The 16,444-nt window shown below is 72.4% G+C and carries 15 protein-coding genes and 1 pseudogene; 7 read left to right on the forward strand and 9 right to left on the reverse strand.

Features of this window, described 5'->3' with window-relative positions; translation table 11 throughout:
* Position 1 precedes the first annotated feature (1 nt).
* A complete protein-coding gene (locus IO29_RS02125; protein ID WP_030377291.1) occupies positions 2-676 on the reverse strand; it encodes a VOC family protein in 675 nt (224 codons plus the stop codon).
* 149 nt (positions 677-825) lie between these two features.
* Complete coding sequence (locus IO29_RS02130) at positions 826-1,452, reverse strand: TetR/AcrR family transcriptional regulator (RefSeq protein WP_234307360.1); 627 nt, start codon at positions 1,450-1,452, stop codon at positions 826-828.
* 308 nt (positions 1,453-1,760) lie between these two features.
* Between IO29_RS02130 and IO29_RS02135 the strand changes: the two genes are divergently transcribed.
* Positions 1,761-2,831 carry a glycoside hydrolase family 43 protein gene (locus IO29_RS02135; protein WP_030377293.1) on the forward strand — a complete coding sequence of 357 codons (1,071 nt, stop codon included), beginning with the start codon at positions 1,761-1,763 and terminating at the stop codon, positions 2,829-2,831.
* Between the two features lie 81 nt (positions 2,832-2,912).
* Positions 2,913-3,269, forward strand: coding sequence for a GNAT family N-acetyltransferase (locus tag IO29_RS02140; protein ID WP_051707143.1), 357 nt, complete (start codon positions 2,913-2,915; stop codon positions 3,267-3,269).
* 13 nt (positions 3,270-3,282) lie between these two features.
* Here IO29_RS02140 and IO29_RS02145 read toward each other — a convergent pair whose 3' ends face one another.
* The gene (locus tag IO29_RS02145) at positions 3,283-4,026 is read right to left on the reverse strand and encodes a siderophore-interacting protein (protein WP_051707146.1); all 744 of its coding nucleotides are present in this window, start codon (positions 4,024-4,026) and stop codon (positions 3,283-3,285) included.
* 293 nt (positions 4,027-4,319) lie between these two features.
* Between IO29_RS02145 and IO29_RS02150 the strand changes: the two genes are divergently transcribed.
* The 3 genes and pseudogenes from IO29_RS02150 (at position 4,320) to IO29_RS40170 (ending at position 6,313) form a co-directional block, all read left to right on the forward strand.
* Positions 4,320-4,853, forward strand: coding sequence for a 2'-5' RNA ligase family protein (locus tag IO29_RS02150; RefSeq protein ID WP_030377296.1), 534 nt, complete (start codon positions 4,320-4,322; stop codon positions 4,851-4,853).
* Between the two features lie 262 nt (positions 4,854-5,115).
* Positions 5,116-5,580: pseudogene (locus tag IO29_RS40165) on the forward strand (FAD-dependent oxidoreductase); the annotation flags it as partial.
* Positions 5,581-6,088: 508 nt separating this feature from the next.
* Positions 6,089-6,313, forward strand: a complete 225-nt coding sequence (locus tag IO29_RS40170; RefSeq protein ID WP_324608147.1) for an FAD-dependent oxidoreductase — start codon at positions 6,089-6,091, stop codon at positions 6,311-6,313.
* Between the two features lie 269 nt (positions 6,314-6,582).
* Here the strand turns inward: IO29_RS40170 and IO29_RS02165 are convergent, their stop codons facing one another.
* The 6 genes from IO29_RS02165 to hisD form a co-directional block, all read right to left on the reverse strand.
* Positions 6,583-8,256: a glycoside hydrolase family 13 protein gene (locus tag IO29_RS02165; RefSeq protein WP_033224356.1), complete on the reverse strand. Its 1,674-nt coding sequence runs from the start codon at positions 8,254-8,256 to the stop codon at positions 6,583-6,585.
* Positions 8,253-9,110 (reverse strand): nitrilase-related carbon-nitrogen hydrolase, encoded by an 858-nt coding sequence (locus IO29_RS02170; RefSeq protein WP_030377299.1) that lies wholly within the window; start codon positions 9,108-9,110, stop codon positions 8,253-8,255. Before IO29_RS02170 ends, IO29_RS02165 begins: the two co-directional genes overlap by 4 nt.
* Entirely contained in the window at positions 9,107-9,916 is an 810-nt protein-coding gene (locus IO29_RS02175; RefSeq protein WP_030377300.1) for a carbohydrate ABC transporter permease, read from the reverse strand. The genes IO29_RS02170 and IO29_RS02175 overlap by 4 nt, the downstream gene beginning before the upstream one ends.
* Positions 9,913-10,929 carry a carbohydrate ABC transporter permease gene (locus IO29_RS02180; protein ID WP_030377301.1) on the reverse strand — a complete coding sequence of 339 codons (1,017 nt, stop codon included), beginning with the start codon at positions 10,927-10,929 and terminating at the stop codon, positions 9,913-9,915. Before IO29_RS02180 ends, IO29_RS02175 begins: the two co-directional genes overlap by 4 nt.
* On the reverse strand, positions 10,926-12,287 hold the full coding sequence (locus IO29_RS02185) for an ABC transporter substrate-binding protein (protein ID WP_030377302.1): 1,362 nt from the start codon (positions 12,285-12,287) through the stop codon (positions 10,926-10,928). The genes IO29_RS02180 and IO29_RS02185 overlap by 4 nt, the downstream gene beginning before the upstream one ends.
* Before the next feature lie 136 nt (positions 12,288-12,423).
* Positions 12,424-13,743: a histidinol dehydrogenase gene (hisD, locus tag IO29_RS02190; protein WP_030994042.1), complete on the reverse strand. Its 1,320-nt coding sequence runs from the start codon at positions 13,741-13,743 to the stop codon at positions 12,424-12,426.
* A gap of 88 nt (positions 13,744-13,831) precedes the next feature.
* On the opposite strand from hisD, the gene IO29_RS02195 reads away from it, so the two are divergent.
* The gene (locus tag IO29_RS02195) at positions 13,832-14,749 is read left to right on the forward strand and encodes a LysR family transcriptional regulator (protein WP_051707147.1); all 918 of its coding nucleotides are present in this window, start codon (positions 13,832-13,834) and stop codon (positions 14,747-14,749) included.
* 303 nt (positions 14,750-15,052) lie between these two features.
* On the forward strand, positions 15,053-16,321 hold the full coding sequence (locus IO29_RS02205) for a ricin-type beta-trefoil lectin domain protein (protein WP_420707432.1): 1,269 nt from the start codon (positions 15,053-15,055) through the stop codon (positions 16,319-16,321).
* The last annotated feature ends 123 nt before the right edge of the window (positions 16,322-16,444 follow it).

Below are 16,444 nucleotides of genomic sequence, written 5' to 3' on the forward strand. Positions count from 1 at the left end.
CCTACAGCTCGGCAGGGTCCCGGCGCAGCGTGACCTCGCGCCCGGACGCGGTGCGTACCGTCAGCGCGTGCACGCCCGGCCTGCCCGGCACGACCTCCAGCGGCAGCCGGCCGAACGTCTCCGCACCGATGTGGTCCCGCAGCTCCCCGGGGTCGGCGCCGATCTCCAGCCGGGTCACGGCGGCCCCGCGCTCACCGGGCCCGACCGCCCCGCGGTCCGGGTTGGTGGCCGGGTCCTCGTGGTAGAACCAGTTCGGCAGCCCCCGGCGCCAGCACGTGTCGAACGCCCGGCCGGGGCCCGGTGCGGTGGTGATGATGCGCTGGGTGCCGTCGGGCTGGACGCGCCCGGGGACCCGCGCCACCTCGCCGCCGAGCCGCTCCGCGACCGCGTGCATCTCTTCAAGGGTGTCGGCGCGCAGGCACCAGAACAGCCATCGGTCGCTGCCGTCCGCGAGGAGCCCGTCGAACCACGCGGCCGCCGTGTCCGGCTCCCTGGCGGGTCCCGTCGCGGCCTCGACCTCCAGATAGACGTCTCCGCCCAGCGGGAAGATCGTGTTCGCGATGCCGGCGGCGAAGACGCCACCCTCGTAGTGGGCGAGTCCGGTCTCCTCGTGGACGCGCCGGACGCCGCCGTCCAGGTCGCGGACGGCGAGGGAGAGGTGATCCAGGTGGAACATGCGTTGCACCCCTCATTGCCAAACGATCGTTCGGAAACTTACCGAACACACGTTAGGAATCTTGGAGCTGCTTGTCCACTCCGGGGGCAGCGGTCGCCGTCGCCGGGGGAGAGGTGGCGGTGAGGGGAAGGGTGGAAAGGTGCGGGAAATCAGGCGAAAAGGAGGGAAACGAATTCGTCGACGAACGCCTGTACGGAGTCCGCGTCGTTGTGCTCGGCGGACTGCTGGAAGAGGGCGACGCGACCGTGCGCGCCGACGAACGCGATGACCGCGGCTCGCTCGGCCGACACCCGGAGCGGTACCCCCGCTTCGGCGCAGCGCGCGAAGCCGGCGACGAGCAGGTCGATCACGTCGTGCAGCGGCCCGGCCGGGCGGACGCCGGGCGCGGTCCGCGGGGGACCGCCGGCCGTCATCAGCCGGTAGTGACCCGGGTTGTCCACCGCGAACCGGCAGGCGGCGTGCATCATCGCCCGCACGCGCCGCACGGCGTCGTCCGGGTCCATGAGGCCCTCGGCCGTCTCCATCGCGACGCGCAGCCGGACGAACTCGTGCGCGGTCAGGCCCGCGACGAGCGCGGCACGGTCGGTGAAGTGCTGGTAGATGCTGGCCGGCGCGATCCCGGCGGCGCGGGCGACACCGCGGATGGTCAGCCCGTCCTCCCCGCCGAGTTCGGACAGCAACCGACTGGCCGCGGCGAGGATCTCCCCGCGCAGCCGCTCGCCCTCTCCCCGGCGGTTGCGCTTGCGGGGGGCGCTGACCTCGACCTCGTCCGACACGCCCCCATTCTTGCAACTGCCGTCCCCGGGCGACGGGCGAGGTCGCGACGCGCCGTGCCTGGGGTCTCGACCCTCCCCGCATATTGACATGTCCGCGACTCGCCACGATCCTGTGACCTGTGAAGAACCTTTCATCGATGTAAATCCCTTGAGGCAACTCCCGGCGCGGAAGCCGGAAGAGAAGACCGGCGGCCGGAGTCGTCCCCACCGCTTCCTCCCCCGCGATCCCCGGCCGGATGCCGCCCCCACCCCGGCGCACGTACGCCGGCGCGGCATCGACAACGGGAGGACGACCATGGGACGGGACCATGAGGCTTTCCCGCTTTCTCTCCGGCGTCGCCGTCTGCGCACTGTCCGGAATGCTCACCGTCGTCATGTCACTGTCGGCGGCGCAGCCCGCCCGCGCGGACCAGACGAGTCTGCGGGCCGCCGACCCGAGCGTCCTGCGCGTGGGCGGCACCTACGTCGGAGTGCAGTCGACCGGCGGGGGCATCGCCGTACGGCAGGCCTCCTCCACAGCGGGCCTCGCCTCGGCCCCGGCCCGTCAGATCTGGTCGGACAGCCGCGGGCTCGGCGAGGTGTGGGCCCCGGAGATCGTGCGGGACGGCGGACGCTACTACGTCTACTTCTCGGCCGGCCGCGGTGCCGCCCACCGGATGTACGTGATCAGCTCCGCCACCCCGGACAGCGGCTACACGGCCGAGACGAAACTGGCGCTGCCGGACGACAAATGGGCCGTCGACGGAAGCCTGTTCACCTTCAACGGGCAGCGCTGGTTCGTCTGGTCGGGCTGGGCCGGCGACACCAACGTCGAACAGAACCTCTACCTCGCGCGGATGAGCGACCCGAGCACGCCGACCGGCGCGCGGTACATCATCTCGCAGCCTCGTGAGCCCTGGGAGCGAGTGGTCGGCAACCCGTACATCAACGAGGGACCCGAACCCATCAGGGACCCCAACGGGCAGCTGCACCTCGTGTATTCGGCCAACGGAAGCTGGAGCGAGCAGTACTGCCTCGCCGATCTGAGGCTGCGGGCCGGCGGCGACCCGACCTACGTGTGGGACTGGTACAAGTCCAACGGCTGCCTGTTCGGCTCCAACCGCGCGACCATGATGTCCGGCTGGGACCCGACGCTGTACGTCAACGGCCCCGGCCACCACACCTTCGTACTCCTCGACGGCGACATCGCCACCAGCCCGCCCGCCGGGCCCACGTTCCCCCTCATGTTCCACGCCGTGCCGAAGGGGACGCCCTACACCTGGGAGAACCGGTACTGGTACACGGGTTCGTTCACCTGGTGGGGCAACACCACGTACCGCCGCGCCAACGTACCCGGCGCGTCCACCGACACCGGCTGGAGTCTGAAGTTCTTCGAGTAGCCGGAACCGGGGGGGCCGGGTGCGCGAGGCTGTCGAGGCTTCTCGAATCTCGAATACAGTCTCGCCCTCACCCCGGGGGACATGGCGCGCTACCAGGACGCGGGCGTCCGTCTCACCGAGGCGACCGACTGCCGCTTCGGCCCCACTCTGGCCGACGACTATCAGCACCGGGGTGTCGGCACGCTCGTCTTCCCGTATGTCACGGAGATCGCACGGCTGCTGGGCAGGTCGAGGATCATCCTGTGGGGCGGCGTGCGCGCCGACAATGCTCGCGCCATTCGTTACTACGAGAAGAACGGCTTCCGGCCGGTCGGCTCCTTCACCGGGGCGGACGGCTCCCTGTCGCTCGACATGATGCTGGACCTGGACCTGGACCTGGACCTGGACCCGGACCCGGCGCCGGGTCGGGCGGGGTCCGACGTCCGGCGCCGTGCGTAGCGTCAGGGGCCGGTCAGTCGAGACCCTTGCGGCCGGGTGTCCAGAACGGCTTGGTGCGGATGCTGCGCCGTGGCCATCCGCGCTCCTCGACGAGGTGGCGGCGGACGAGCTGGATCGTCCGGGCCTCGCCCGCCAGGTACGCCACGCCGGGCTCGTCCGGCAGGGCCAGGCCGCGGACGGCCTCGACCAGCGACTGCGAGGAGGCGGCGGAGCCGCCGTCGCGGTAGCTCCAGGCGAGATCCCAGTGGGCGGGCGTGCCGGGCCGGTCATCAGGGACCATGTCGACGCGTTCCGCGTCGGTGTCGACCTCGAGCCGGGCGAAGACCATGGCGTCGTCCGGCAGCGCGCGCAGCATGGGGCCGTAGGAGACCTGCGCGGTCTCCTCCCCGGCGAAGAGGTGGTAGGCGGCCGTGTCGTCCGGGACGAAGGTGCCCTGCGGCTTGAGCAGCATCAGCTCGTCGCCCGGCCGGGCGGTGCGGGCCCACTGGGCGCCCGGCCCGTCACCGTGGTCGAACACGATCAGCTCCATGGACTGGTCGCGGTAGTCCCACACGGAGTAGGTGCGCAGGGTGCCCACGAGCCAGTCGACGGCAGCCGACGCGGCCGCGACCTGGAGGCGTACGTGCTGGCCCGGCTGCCAGGTGAGACCGGCCAGCGCGGGGCCGGTGAGGGTCACCCGGCGCAGGCGCGGTCCCCGCTGCTCGACGGCGTGTACCCGGGCAGGCAGGAGGAGGCGGTCCATGAGGCGGCTCTTCACGGGGTGGGTCTCCTTGGACTGGGAGTGGGACAGGTGGCCGAGGCCTTGTAGGAGGGGACGACGGCGGGCGGGCCCGGGTTGAGGCGAAGCGGAATCTGCGGGTCACGGTGCCGGCGGAGGCGGAGGCGGAGGCGGGGGCGGAGGCGGAGGCGTAGGCGGAGCGCGAGGCGGTAGTCCGACGGATGGGCCCCGCCCTGCGGGCCGTGCTCCTGCCCGCGCCGCAACCTGCTGCTCCGGTGAAGGAGGAGGGGCGTCATCGAACCGCGTGGTCACGCGGCCGTTAGGGTGGGGCGGTGCGCACGGTCGAGCTGTTGTTGGACGAGGCGGCGGACTCGACGGTCCGGGAGGCATGGCGACGGCTGGCGGACGCGGGCCTGCCGAGCCAGGCGCGCCACCCCTCACCGACCAACAGCCCGCACCTCACCCTGGCCGCCTGCCCCGAGCTGACCGCCCCGATTCGCTGGGAACTCGCGGAGGTGGCCGCCTGTCTGCCGCTGCCGGTGTGGTTCGACGGTGTGGTCCGCTTCGAGCGGCCCACCTCGGTGCTGGCCTGGTCGCTGGAGCTCGACGCCGCGCTGGCCGGCCTGCACCGCAGGGTGTGGGACGCGGTGGTCTCCGACAGCCCGCCCGACGCACTCAACCCGTTCCACCAGCCCGGGCGCTGGAGCCCGCACATCACCCTCGGCCGTACCCGCCGGGCGGGTGCCTTCGCCGGCCGCCGCGTCCCCGAACTGCTGCCCGCGCCACCGCTGTCCGCCCGCCTCACGCTCCTGCGGAGCTACGACACGGAGACCGGAACGCTGGAGGTGCTGGAGCCCCGGGCCTGAGCGATCCCCTCGGCCGTCGCCGTCGCCGTCGCCGTCGCCGTCGCCGTCGCCGTCGCCGTCGCCGTCGCCGGTCACGGCGGCGCCGGGCTATAGTCACGAGGTCGCGAAAAACGATGTACCGCGGGTGCGCCCCGGACATCGCTCGTACATCGACGCAGATGGTTCTGCTCGGTGAGCGTCTCCTTGCCGAGGCCGGACAACCCGTCCGCTCCCGGCGCCGACCACCGCCGGCGCGTGCCGGCGCGACAGAGGAGCGCACCGCATGCGGAAGACCATCGATACCGGGACCGTGACCGGCACCGACATCGCCATCGTCGGAGCGGGACTGGGCGGGCTGACGCTCGCCCGGGTGCTTCAGACCCACGGCGTCGCCACGACGATCCACGAGGCCGAACCCTCCGGAACGACCCGCACCCAGGGCGGCCTGCTCGACATCCACGAGGACACCGGACAGGTCGCGCTTCGCGCGGCCGGGCTGTACGAGGAGTTCCTCGCCCTGGTCCGCCCGGGCGAGGACGCCAAGCGCGTGGTCGACCGCCACGGCACGGTCCTGCTCGACCTGCCGGGGGACTCCGGTACGGCCCGACCGGAGGTGGACCGCGGCGCACTCAGGCGCCTGCTCATCGACTCACTGACGCCCGGGACGATCAGGTGGGGGCACAAGCTCACCTCGGTCCGGCGCGGTGCGGAGGGCGGCTACGACCTCGCCTTCGCCGATGGCTCCGGCGCACACGCCGGCCTCGTCGTCGGCGCGGACGGCGCATGGTCGAAGGTGCGTCCGCTGCTCACCGAGGCCGAGCCCCTGTACAGCGGAACCTGTTTCATCGAGATCGCCCTCGCCCCAGGACGCCCAGGACGCCCAGGACGGCCAGGAAGCCCAGGACGCGCAGGGCAGCCAGGACGGCCGGGCGAGCCTGGCCTCGATCGGCAGCGGCACGCTGATGGCGGTCGCGCCGGGCAAGGGCATCATCGCCCATCGCTACGCCGACGGGCAGGTGCGCGGATACGTCGCACTGAACAAGCCCGAGGCGTGGGTGCGGTCGATCGACTTCGGCGACCGCTCCGCAGGTCTCCACCACGTGGCCGCCGAGTTCGACGGCTGGTCGCCGTCGCTCACCGCCTTCGTGACCCGGAGCCAGGCGGAACCGTGGCTCCGCCCCATCCATGCCCTTCCGGTCGGCCTCCGATGGGGCAGGGTGCCGGGTGTGACGCTCCTCGGCGATGCCGCGCATCTGATGTCGCCCTTTGCCGGCGAGGGCGCGAACCTCGCCATGTACGACGGCGCGGACCTGGCGGGCGCGTTGGCGGAGCAACCCGATGTCGAGTCCGCGCTCAGCGCCTACGAGGAACGGCTGTTCCCGCGCGGGGGCGGCGCCGCCGACCGCTCGGCCCGCAACATGCGGCTCTTCTTCGGCCCGGAGGCACCGCGGAGCGTGGCAGCCCTGTTCGATCCCTCCTGAATCCCGTGGCCGAGGCGTCGGTCACCCGTGCCGAGGCGGCGCACTCGCCCGTACCAGGGCTCGTGCCAGGTCCGCGCTCAGGGAGACGTCGTCGAGCGGGAGCAGTCGTGTCGCGAGGGCGCCCTCGTGGAGCAGGAGAAGCCGGGCGGCCAGGACGGCGGGCTCCCGATTGCGCCACGACGCGCCGGACCGCGGCCGGGGCCTGTCGTCGGACCGGGGCCGAAGGACGGTGCCCGGCGCCGCGCCGGGCACCGTGCCCCCTCCTCCCGCTACTCCCTGACGAACCAGACCGTCCCCTCGGCCGGCAGCCGGCCGTCCACCGCCGTCGAGGCGGCCAGTACCCGGGCCCCGGGCGGAAGGGGGACCGGCTCGGTGGTGAGGTTGGCCAGGACCTCGACGGGGCCGTTGGCGAAGTACAGCAGCCCGGGCGGGGACGGCAGCCAGCGCAGCTCGCCCGCGCCCAGCCCGTACCGGCGGCGCAGTGACAGCAGAAGGCGGTAGAGGCTGAGGGTCGAGTCGGGATCGTCGCGCTGGGTGTCGGCCGCGAAGGAGGCGAAGTAGGACGGCTGAGGCAGCCAGGTGCCGGGGGTGCTGCTGAAGCCCATCGCGGTGTCGCCCGCGGTCCAGGGCAGGGGGACCCGGCAGCCGTCGCGGCCGCGGATGCGGTGGCCGGAGCGCTCCCAGACGGGATCCTGACGGGCGGCGTCGGGCAGGTCGGTGACCTCGGGGAGGCCCAGTTCCTCCCCCTGGTAGAGATAGGCGGAGCCGGGCAGGGCGAGCATGAGCGCGGTCGCGGCGCGGGCGCGGCGCAGGCCCAGCGCGCGGTCGGGCTGGGGGTCGTCGGCGCCGACGCCGTGTTCCAGGGCGACGGGGCCGTCGTAGCCGAAGCGGCTGGCGTGGCGCATCACGTCGTGGTTGGACAGGACCCAGGTGGTGGGAGCGCCCACGGCGTCGTTGGCGGCCAGCGACTCGTCGATGACGCGGCGCAGGTCGGCCGGCCGCCACGGGGTCTCCAGGAAGCGGAAGTTGAAGGCCTGGTGCATCTCGTCGGCGCGGATGATGCGGGCGGCGCGCTCGGGGGGCAGCCAGGCCTCGGCGCACAGGATGCGGTGGCCGTCGTAGCCGTCCAGCAGCCGGCGCCAGGAGCGGAAGATGTCGTGGATGCCGTCCTGGTCCCACATGGGCGGCATCACGCCGTCGACCGGTTCGACGACCCCGTGGACGGGATGCGGCCAGTCGGGCAGGCCGGGGGCCTTGACGAGGGCGTCGCAGACGTCGACGCGGAAGCCGTCGACGCCGCGGTCGAGCCAGAACCTCAGCGTGGTCTCGAAGTCCTCGCGCACGGCGGGACTGTCCCAGTTCCAGTCGGGCTGGCCGGGGTCGAACAGATGGAGGTACCACTGCCCGGGGCTGCCGTCGGCCTCGGTGACGCGGGTCCAGGCGGGGCCCTCGAACATCGACGTCCAGTCGTTGGGCGGCAGGCTTCCGTCGGGGCCGCGGCCGTCGCGGAAGTGGAACAGGGCCCGTTCCGCGCTGCCGGGCGGCGCGCCCAACGCCGCCTGAAAAGAGGGGTGTTGTGCGGAGCAGTGGTTCGGGACGAGGTCGACGACGACGCGGATGCCCACCGCGTGGGCGCGGGCCAGCAGGGCGTCGAAGTCGTGGAGGGTGCCGTAGCGCGGGTCGACGTCACGGTAGTCGGCGACGTCGTAGCCGCCGTCGACCTGCGGGGAGGGATAGAACGGCGAGAGCCAGAGGGCGTCGACGCCGAGACCGGCCAGATGGTCCAGGCGGGCGGTGATGCCGGGCAGGTCGCCCGTGCCGTCGCCGTCGCTGTCGGCGAAGGAGCGCGGGTAGATCTGGTAGATGACGGCGGTGCGCCACCAGGCGTCGTCCGCGGCGGAGGAGGCGGGCGACGGCGCGGGCGTGGTGTCGGCTGACGTCATAGCTGGGGGCTCTCCTGGGCGTAGAGGTCGGTGCGGCGGTCGCGGAGCAGGTCGTTGTGCGGGGAGAGGGACTTGTCCCGGGAGAGGTGGAGGAAGACATCGGTGACGGCCCGGTGCCGTGTCGCCGCGGTGGCGGTGGCGGTGAGCCAGCCGTACTGGTTGACGACGGCCGTCCCCTGTGTCCAGGCCTGCCCGCGCTCGGTGCCGCCGCGGTCCGCGCAGGCGATGTAGACGCCGTTGGCGCGTGCGGCGGCCTGGGCCTGGACGATCTCGGCGGGGCGTTCGCCGGCCGGGTGCTCCTCCAGGGGCCAGTTGGTCGGTACGGCGATCAGGTCGGCCCCCGCCGTGGCCAGCCGGCGGGGCATCTCCGGGAACTCCAGGTCGTAGCAGATCAGCACACCGATGCGGCCGTGCGGTGTGGTGACGACCGGAGCCATCCGTTCACCGGGGGTGAAGAACAGCGTCTCGCGGTCCCAGAGATGGGTCTTGCGGTACACGGCGCGTACGCCGTCGGCGTCGACGACGGCGGCGCTGTTGTACAGCGCGTGGCCGCCGTCCTCGCAGAAGCCGAGCACCACGACGGTACGGGTGCCGGCCAGCAGGCGGGTGAGGTCGGTGAAGAAGGCGTCGCCAGGGGTGATCGCGGTGCGCCGCGCCTCGTCCGCGTCGGCGAACACATAGCCGGACGTGGTGAGTTCGGGCAGGACGACGATGTCGGCCCGCTCGGAGCGGGCGCGCCGGACGGCGTCGAGGGCCAGTTCCTTGTTGTGGGCGAGCTCGCCGACCCGCGGCGCGAGTTGTTCGCACACCACACGGGCGACGCCACTGTCCGGGACCGGGGCGGGCGCGGTCATTTGACGGCTCCTTCGGTGAGGCCGCTGATCAGGCGCCGCTGGAGGAAGACATAGGCCAGCAGCACCGGCAGGGCGACCAGGACGGCGGCGGCCGCGGTCACGGCCGGGTCACTGGAACGGGCGGCCCCGGAGAAGAAGGACAGCGCCAGCGGCACGGTCTGCACCGAGGGGTTGTCCGGGACGAGGATGAGCGCGAGGAGGAACTCGTTCCAGGTGAACAGGAACAGCACGGTGCCCAGAGTGGTGATCGCGGGACCGGCGATGGGCAGGACGACCAGGCGCAGGCTCTGCAAACGGCTCGTGCCGTCGATGCGCGCCGCCTCCAGCAGCTCCACCGGGACGGAGGCGAAGAACGACCGCATCCACAGCACGCCCAGCGGCACCGACAGCGCGATCTGCGGCAGGATCAGTGCCCAGTAGGTGTCGATGAGATGCCATCCGGTGAGCAGCTCGTACAGCGGCAGTACGGTCACCTCGTAGGGCAGGACCAGCCCCAGCAGCAGCAGTCCCACGATGACCTTGCCGCCGGGCACCCGCATGGTGGCGAGCGCGTAGCCGGCCAGGGCGGCCAGGACGACGGTGACCACCACGACGGTGACCGACACCAGCGCGCTCGACAGCAGGGCGGAGCCGAACCGGCCCTGCGTCCAGGCCGTGGAGTAGCCGGCGAACGTCCATCCGCCGGAGGAGCCGGCCACCCCGTGCAGGGACGAGACGACGATCGAGGCCAGGGGGAAGACGGCGACGGCGGCGGCGAGGACGAGCAGCGCGTGGGTGGCGACGCTCTCGCCGCGGGCGATCCTCATGACGACTGCACCTTCCTGTCCGGTGTGCGCGGCCCGGCGAACCGGCGGCGCGGGCCCTCGCGTTCGCGCAGCGCCAGCTGGACGACCACCACGACGAGGAGGATGACCAGGGTCAGCACGATGGCCAGGGCGGAGGCCCGGCCGAGCATGCGGTTCTGGAACGCGTCCTGGTAGACGTACAGGCTGGGCACGGTCGTGCTGGTGCCGGGGCCGCCCCGGGTGGTGTTCCAGATCAGGTCGAAGTTGCGCAGCGCGAAGGTGATGGTGAGGACCAGCGCGATCGAGATCTGCGGGCGCAGGGCGGGCAGGGTGATCGCGAAGAACTCCCGCACCGGCCCGGCGCCGTCGAGACGGGCGGCCTCGTAGGTGGAGCGGTCGATGGTGACGATGCCGCTGAGGAAGAGCACCATGCACAGCCCGTACTCCACCCAGGTGCCGATCAGTCCGATCGACGGCAGGGCGGTGCTGAAGTCGCCCAGCCAGCTGGTGGCGAACCGGCCCAGTCCCATGGCCCGGAGCACCGCGTTGACGGGGCCGTCCGAGGCGAGCAGGTTCCGCCAGGCGACGGCGACGACGACGCTGGACAGGATCTGCGGCAGGAACAGCACCGCACGGAACACCGTCAGCCCGTACACCCGGATCCGGGACATCGCCCCGGCCAGCAGCAGGCCGACGCAGACCGGCAGCGCGGAGTAGAAGAACAGCAGGACCAGGGAGTGCAGCAGTGCGGCGCGCAGCCGGCCGTCGGTGAAGACGGCCGTGTAGTTGCCCCAGCCGACGGGCGTGCCCACGGTCAGACCGTCGTAGGCGTAGAACGAGTACCAGACGGAGATGCCGATCGGGTAGAGCACGAAGACGCCGAAGAAGGCCAGGGCCGGGGCGACGTACAGCAGTGAGGTCCAGGAGAGGGAGGACAGCCGGGCGACGGGGGAGGGGCGGCGGCGCCGGCCGCCGGTGGCCGACGGCGCGGAGGTCGCGGTGGAGCGCCCGGTGGTGGGGGCCGCGGTGCTCATCGCTTCTGCCTCGCCGTCCGCCAGGAGGCCTGGACCGCTTTCAGGAACTCCGCGCCGCTCGTGCGGCCGGACATGACCTCCTGGAGCTTGCCGCCCATGACGTTGAGCATGTCGGTGGCGGTCCAGTCGTAGTAGCCGATCTGGGTTCCGGCGGCGATGGTGCGCTTGAGCGCGTCGAGGGTCTGGCTCTGGAGGCTGTTGCCGCCCTTCACGCCGTCGGTGACGACGGGAAGCCGGCCGGTGTCGAGGATCTCCTGGCCGGTTCGCGGGGTGTGCAGGGCGGCGAGGAAGGCGACCGCGGCGGGGGTGACCTTCGAGGAGGCGGAGATGTGCCAGGGGGAGGCGGTCGCTCCGGCGCCCCCGGTGGTCAGGGCACCGAAGCCGAACTTCCCGGGGTCGAGTGTGGCGCCGTTCCAGGAGCCGCCGACGAAGAAGACGCCCGAGCCCTTGGCGAAGCGGGAGACGGCGTCCTCGTTGCTCAGGCCGTCGTAGCCGGAGCCGAAGTAGCCCTTCTTCGCCCAGTCGGCCATCGTCCCGGCCGCCTTCGCGTTGCCCGGGGTGACGAAGGTGGTGTCCGCCTTGCCGCCGATCCAGTCCCGGATCGAGGCCGGTGACTGCTCGGTGGCGGCGAGGTCGGAGAAGATGTGGGTGGCGGCGTACTGGTCGCTGTTGCCCAGCATGATCGGCTGCTTGCCGGCCTTCTTGACGAGCGGCAGGTCCTTCTCCAGATCGGCGAGGGACCGCGGCGGCCGCAGGCCGACTTCCTCGAGCTGGGCCTTGTTGTAGTAGATGCCCTGGACCTCGCTGATGGGCGACATGCCGTAGAGATTGCCGTTGCCGAACGCGGTACCCGAGCCGTTCCAGCGGGCGGGGGCCAGGGTGCTGGCGCCGGTGCCGGTGATCCAGCCGTAGGCGGCCGCCACGTCGTCCAGCGGCCGGACCAGTTTGGCCTTGACCAGCGCCCCGTCGACCGCGTAGCCGATGTTGCCCTGGAAGAGGTCGGGCGGGTTGGTGCCGGAGGCGGCGTTGACGACGGTGGCGACGAGGTCGTCGAAGCTCTTATAGGTGAGGTCGACCCTGACGTTCGGATACCGCTTCTCGAAGGCCGGCACCACGGACTTCATCAGGGGCTTCTCCGCCTGGTCCGCCCACATCCGCAGGGTGACCTCGCCGAGCTCCGCGACCTGTGCGGGGGTCACGGGGTCGGTGACGGCGGGCTGGTTCGCGCCGGCGGGGCTCTTGCCCGCCCCGGGCGGGCTGCATCCGGCGCAGGCCAGCAGGGCGGCCAGCGCGGTGACCGCGGCGGCGACCGGGGCGAGCCGGGGCGGGCCCGCCCCTTCACGGCGTACGGATTTCATGGTGCACCGGTTCTCTGTACGGGGTGGCTGGGTCGGGAGGTGAGGGAGAGGGGGGCGGAGCCGCGCGGGCCGGACCGTCCCGGGGAGGCGAGGGCGCGTGGGCCGGGACGGTACGGGCCGCGGGAGAGGCCCGGGGTCAGCCCTGGTAGGTGCGCAGCCGCAGGGTGGCCGTGGCCTCGTGGGCGGACATGCCCTCGCTCGCGGAGATGACCTCCACGGCCTCGGCGAGGAGCGGGGTCGCCTCCCGGGCGACGCGCTGGTAGGTGAGCGGCTTGAGGTAGCGCGAGACGGACAGCCCGGCGCTGTGCCTGGCACCGCCCGCGGTCGGCAGGGTGTGGTTCGTGCCGGCCATGCCCTTGTCCGAGTAGGCCACCGTGCTCCAGTGACCGAGGAAGAGGGAACCGTAGTTGTGCAGCGCGTCGTGGTACCAGTCGTCCTCGCCCGTGTGCACCTCCAGATGCTCGGGGGCGAACTCGTCCATGACCGCCACCGCGTCCTCCCGGCTGCCGACCAGGACGACCGAGCCGTAGTCGCGCCAGGCGGGGCCGCAGATGTCCCGCGTGGACAGGGTCGTCAGCTGTCGTTCGACCGCGGCGACGACATCCCGCCCCAGCCGTTCGGAGGTGGTGACGAGGGCGGCCGGGGACGTCGGCCCGTGCTCGGCCTGACCGAGCAGGTCCGCGGCGACGGCCTCGGCGTCGGCCGTCCCGTCCGCGAGCACGGCGACCTCGGAGGGGCCCGCGAGCAGGTCGATGGCGACCGTGCCGAACAGCTGGCGCTTGGCCTCGGCGACATAGGCGTTGCCCGCGCCGACGATCATGTCGACGGGTGGCCGGCCCAGCAGGCCGAACGCCATGGCGGCCAGCGCCTGCACGCCTCCCAGGACGTAGAGGTGGTCGATCCCGGACAGGTGCGCGGCGTAGGTGACGGCGTCGTTGGCGCGGCCGTCCGGCTGCGGGGGCGTGCATCCCACCACCGTCGGGACGCCCGCCACCTTGGCGACGCCCACGGTCATGAACGCGCTGGCCGTGAGCGGGAAGCGCCCGGCCGGCAGATACGCGCCGACCGCACCGACCGGAACGTAGCGCTGCCCGACCAGCAGCCCGGGGGCGATCTCCTCCTCGAAGTCCGTCAGATGCGCGCGCTGGAGCGCGGCGAAACGCCGGGTGCGCTCGGCACCGAGTTCGATCGCCTCCCGCAGGTCCTTCGGCAGCCGGTCGCCGCTGCGGGCCACCTCCGCCGCACCGAGTTCGACCGGGCCGTCGGACTGGCCGTCCAGGGAGCTCGCGTAGCGGCGGATCGCGTCCATGCCATGGCGCTCGATGTCCGACAGCATCCGGCTGACGGTCTCGATCACCTCGGGGTCGCGCTGGGCCGGGGGAGCGTCCACCTCGGGAGCCTTGAGCAGGGTGAATCGGCCGGCGAAGGCGGTGGTGAAGCGGTGGCTCAATTTCATGCATCCGAGCCTGAAGCAGCACCTTCTCAAGGACAACCCCGAATTGTCCTCGGCATTCCATAGGGCCGCCCTATGGCACAATCCCGGCATGCCTCCCTCCGCCGCCGCCGCGATCACCCTCAACCAGTTGCGGGCCTTCCTCGCCTCCGCACGGCTGGGCACGTTCTCCGCCGCCGCGGCCGAGCTGCGGACGACCCAGCCCTCCGTGTCGGAGCTGATCAAACGCATGGAGGAGCACTACCGGGTGCCCCTGTTCACCCGCGGCCCGCGCCGGCTGGTGCTGACCGCGGCGGGCCAGGAACTCCTGCCCTACGCCCAGCAGGCCACCGAGGCGGCCGACGGCGCCGACCGCGCCCTGCGCTCCCTGACCTCCCTCGACGGCGGCGTCGCCACCTTCGGCCTGCTGCGCAACGCCGACTACTACTTCCTGTCCGAACTGCTGGAGACCTTCCACGCCCGTCACCCCAGGGTGCGGCTGCGGATCGTCGGCCTGAACTCCGTCGAGGTCGCGGAAGCCGTCACCGCCGGGGACCTGGAGGCGGGGCTCGTCGTCCTGCCCATCGACGCCGAGGGGCTCGACGTCACTCCCCTCATGCGGGACGAGGTCGTCTACACCTCCGCCGACCCCGAGCGCACGGCACGGCCCGTCACCATGGCCGACCTCGCCAAGGCGAACCTCATCCTCTACGACGCCCACTACGGCTGGCGGGACCCCACCCGCCGCCAGCTCGCCGAACGCGCCCAGGTGGAGGGCGTCGTCCTCTCCGCGGCCATCGAGGTCGAGCACGTCGAATCCGCGCTGCACATCGTGGCCCGGGGAGCCGGCGACACGATCGTCTCCCGCGCGGTCTCCCGCAGCCGCACCTTCCCCGACACCCTCCACACCGTCGGCTTCGCGGAGCCCCTCTACGACACGATCGCGGTGGTCCGCAGACAGGGCTCGGTACTGTCACCGGCGACCCGGGAGATCACCCGCCTGGCCCGGCGGATGCTGCTGGCGCACTGAGGACAGCGGCGCGGTCCCGGCCCCGGTGAACGCGAAGGCCGCGGTGTTGCCGGCCCTGCCGCTCCGGTGGTCGTCGCCCCGGAAGCACTGCGCGGCGCAGCCCGTGCCGGAGTTCCACGCACCCTGGTACGTGACCGTGCCGGGTGTGCACGCGGTCTTGGCCGAGGTCCTGACAGCCGCTAAGGTCCGGACCAGCCACGTCCCGGACGGGTCGCCGACCGGACGGGTTTCTGCTGTGCCGCTCCTACCCCTGTGAGGAAGCCGATGGCAGGTCCGAACTCGACAAGCCGTTCCCACGCACCGGTGCGCGTGCGTGCACTCGTCGCCCTCGCTGCGGCCTGCGCGGCAGCCCTCGCCGCCACGGCGTCGACCGCCTCGGCGACCGCGCCGGCGCAGGCGGAGCCGCACGTGGCGGCCGTCGCGTCGGGTCCCGGCTATGTCGCGATGGGCAGTTCCTTCGCGGCCGGACCGGGGATTCCGCCCACGCAGGGCAGCGAGGGTGCCTCGGCATGCGCCCGCTCGGCCGTCAACTACCCGAGCATCGTGGCCCGTGAGACCGGGGCGAACCTCACGGACGTCTCGTGCAGCGGCGCGACGACCGCGAACGTGCTGACGACCGGTCAGTCCGGGCAGCCTCCGCAGGTGCGGGCCGTGACCTCGGAGACCCGCGTGGTCACCGTCACCATCGGTGGCAACGATGTCAACTACCTGGGCAGCATCAACGCCTACTCCTGTCAGACCGGCGGCGGCAACAACTGCGGCACGGTGGACCGGAACGCGATCGACCAGACCTTCCCCGCCCTGGCCGGACGGATCGAGAACGTCGTGCAGGCCGTCCGCGGCGCCGCACCACAGGCACACGTCTACCTGGTCAACTACTTCACCCTCCTGCCGGCCTCGGGGGTGTGCGCGAACGTCCCGCTGACCGATGACCAGGCGGCGTTCGAGCGGAGCATCGCCTCGCGCCTGGCCGAGGCCACCGCGACCGCGGCGAGCGCCACGGGGGCCACCCTGGTCGACCTGGCTGCCGCGAGCCGCGGGCACGACGCGTGCGCGGCGAGCCCGTGGGTGGAGTCGTACCGCCCGGCCGCCGGGCGTGTCACCTACCACCCGAACGAGGCGGGGATGAGAGCGGCGGCCGCACTCGTCGAGTCCGCTCTCGACTCCGGCGGCCAGACGGCCACGGTGACGTTCCGCTCGGGCATCGAGGGGAAGTGCGCCGACGTGCGGAACTCCGGCACCGCCGACGGCACGCCCGTACAGCTTTACGCCTGCAACGGCACAGGTGCGCAGCGATGGACGTACGTCCCCGGCGCGGGCGGCACGCTGCGGGCCCTGGGCCGCTGCCTCGACGTGAACGGCGGCGCGACCGCGAACGGGACCAAGGTCCAGCTCTGGACGTGCAACGGCACCGGCGCCCAGCGCTGGGTGACGGGCCCGGACTCCTCGCTGATCAACCCGCAGTCCGGTCGTTGCCTGGACGACCCGGGGAGTTCCACGGCGGACGGGACCCAGTTGCAGATCTACGACTGCAATGGCACGGCGGCCCAGCGCTGGACTCCGACCGCGTGACGCCGGCCCGTGTGACATGCGGCGGTCGGACGGACCCCGATCTCCTGGGCACCACCCCGGACCTTCGTCTGACCGGCTCGACCACCTGACAGCCCCTCGGCTTCCGGCCCTGGCCGGGCCGTA

Origin of the sequence: Streptomyces sp. NRRL F-6676, assembly GCF_000725625.1 — a bacterium.
Taxonomy (GTDB): Bacteria; Actinomycetota; Actinomycetes; order Streptomycetales; family Streptomycetaceae; genus Streptomyces.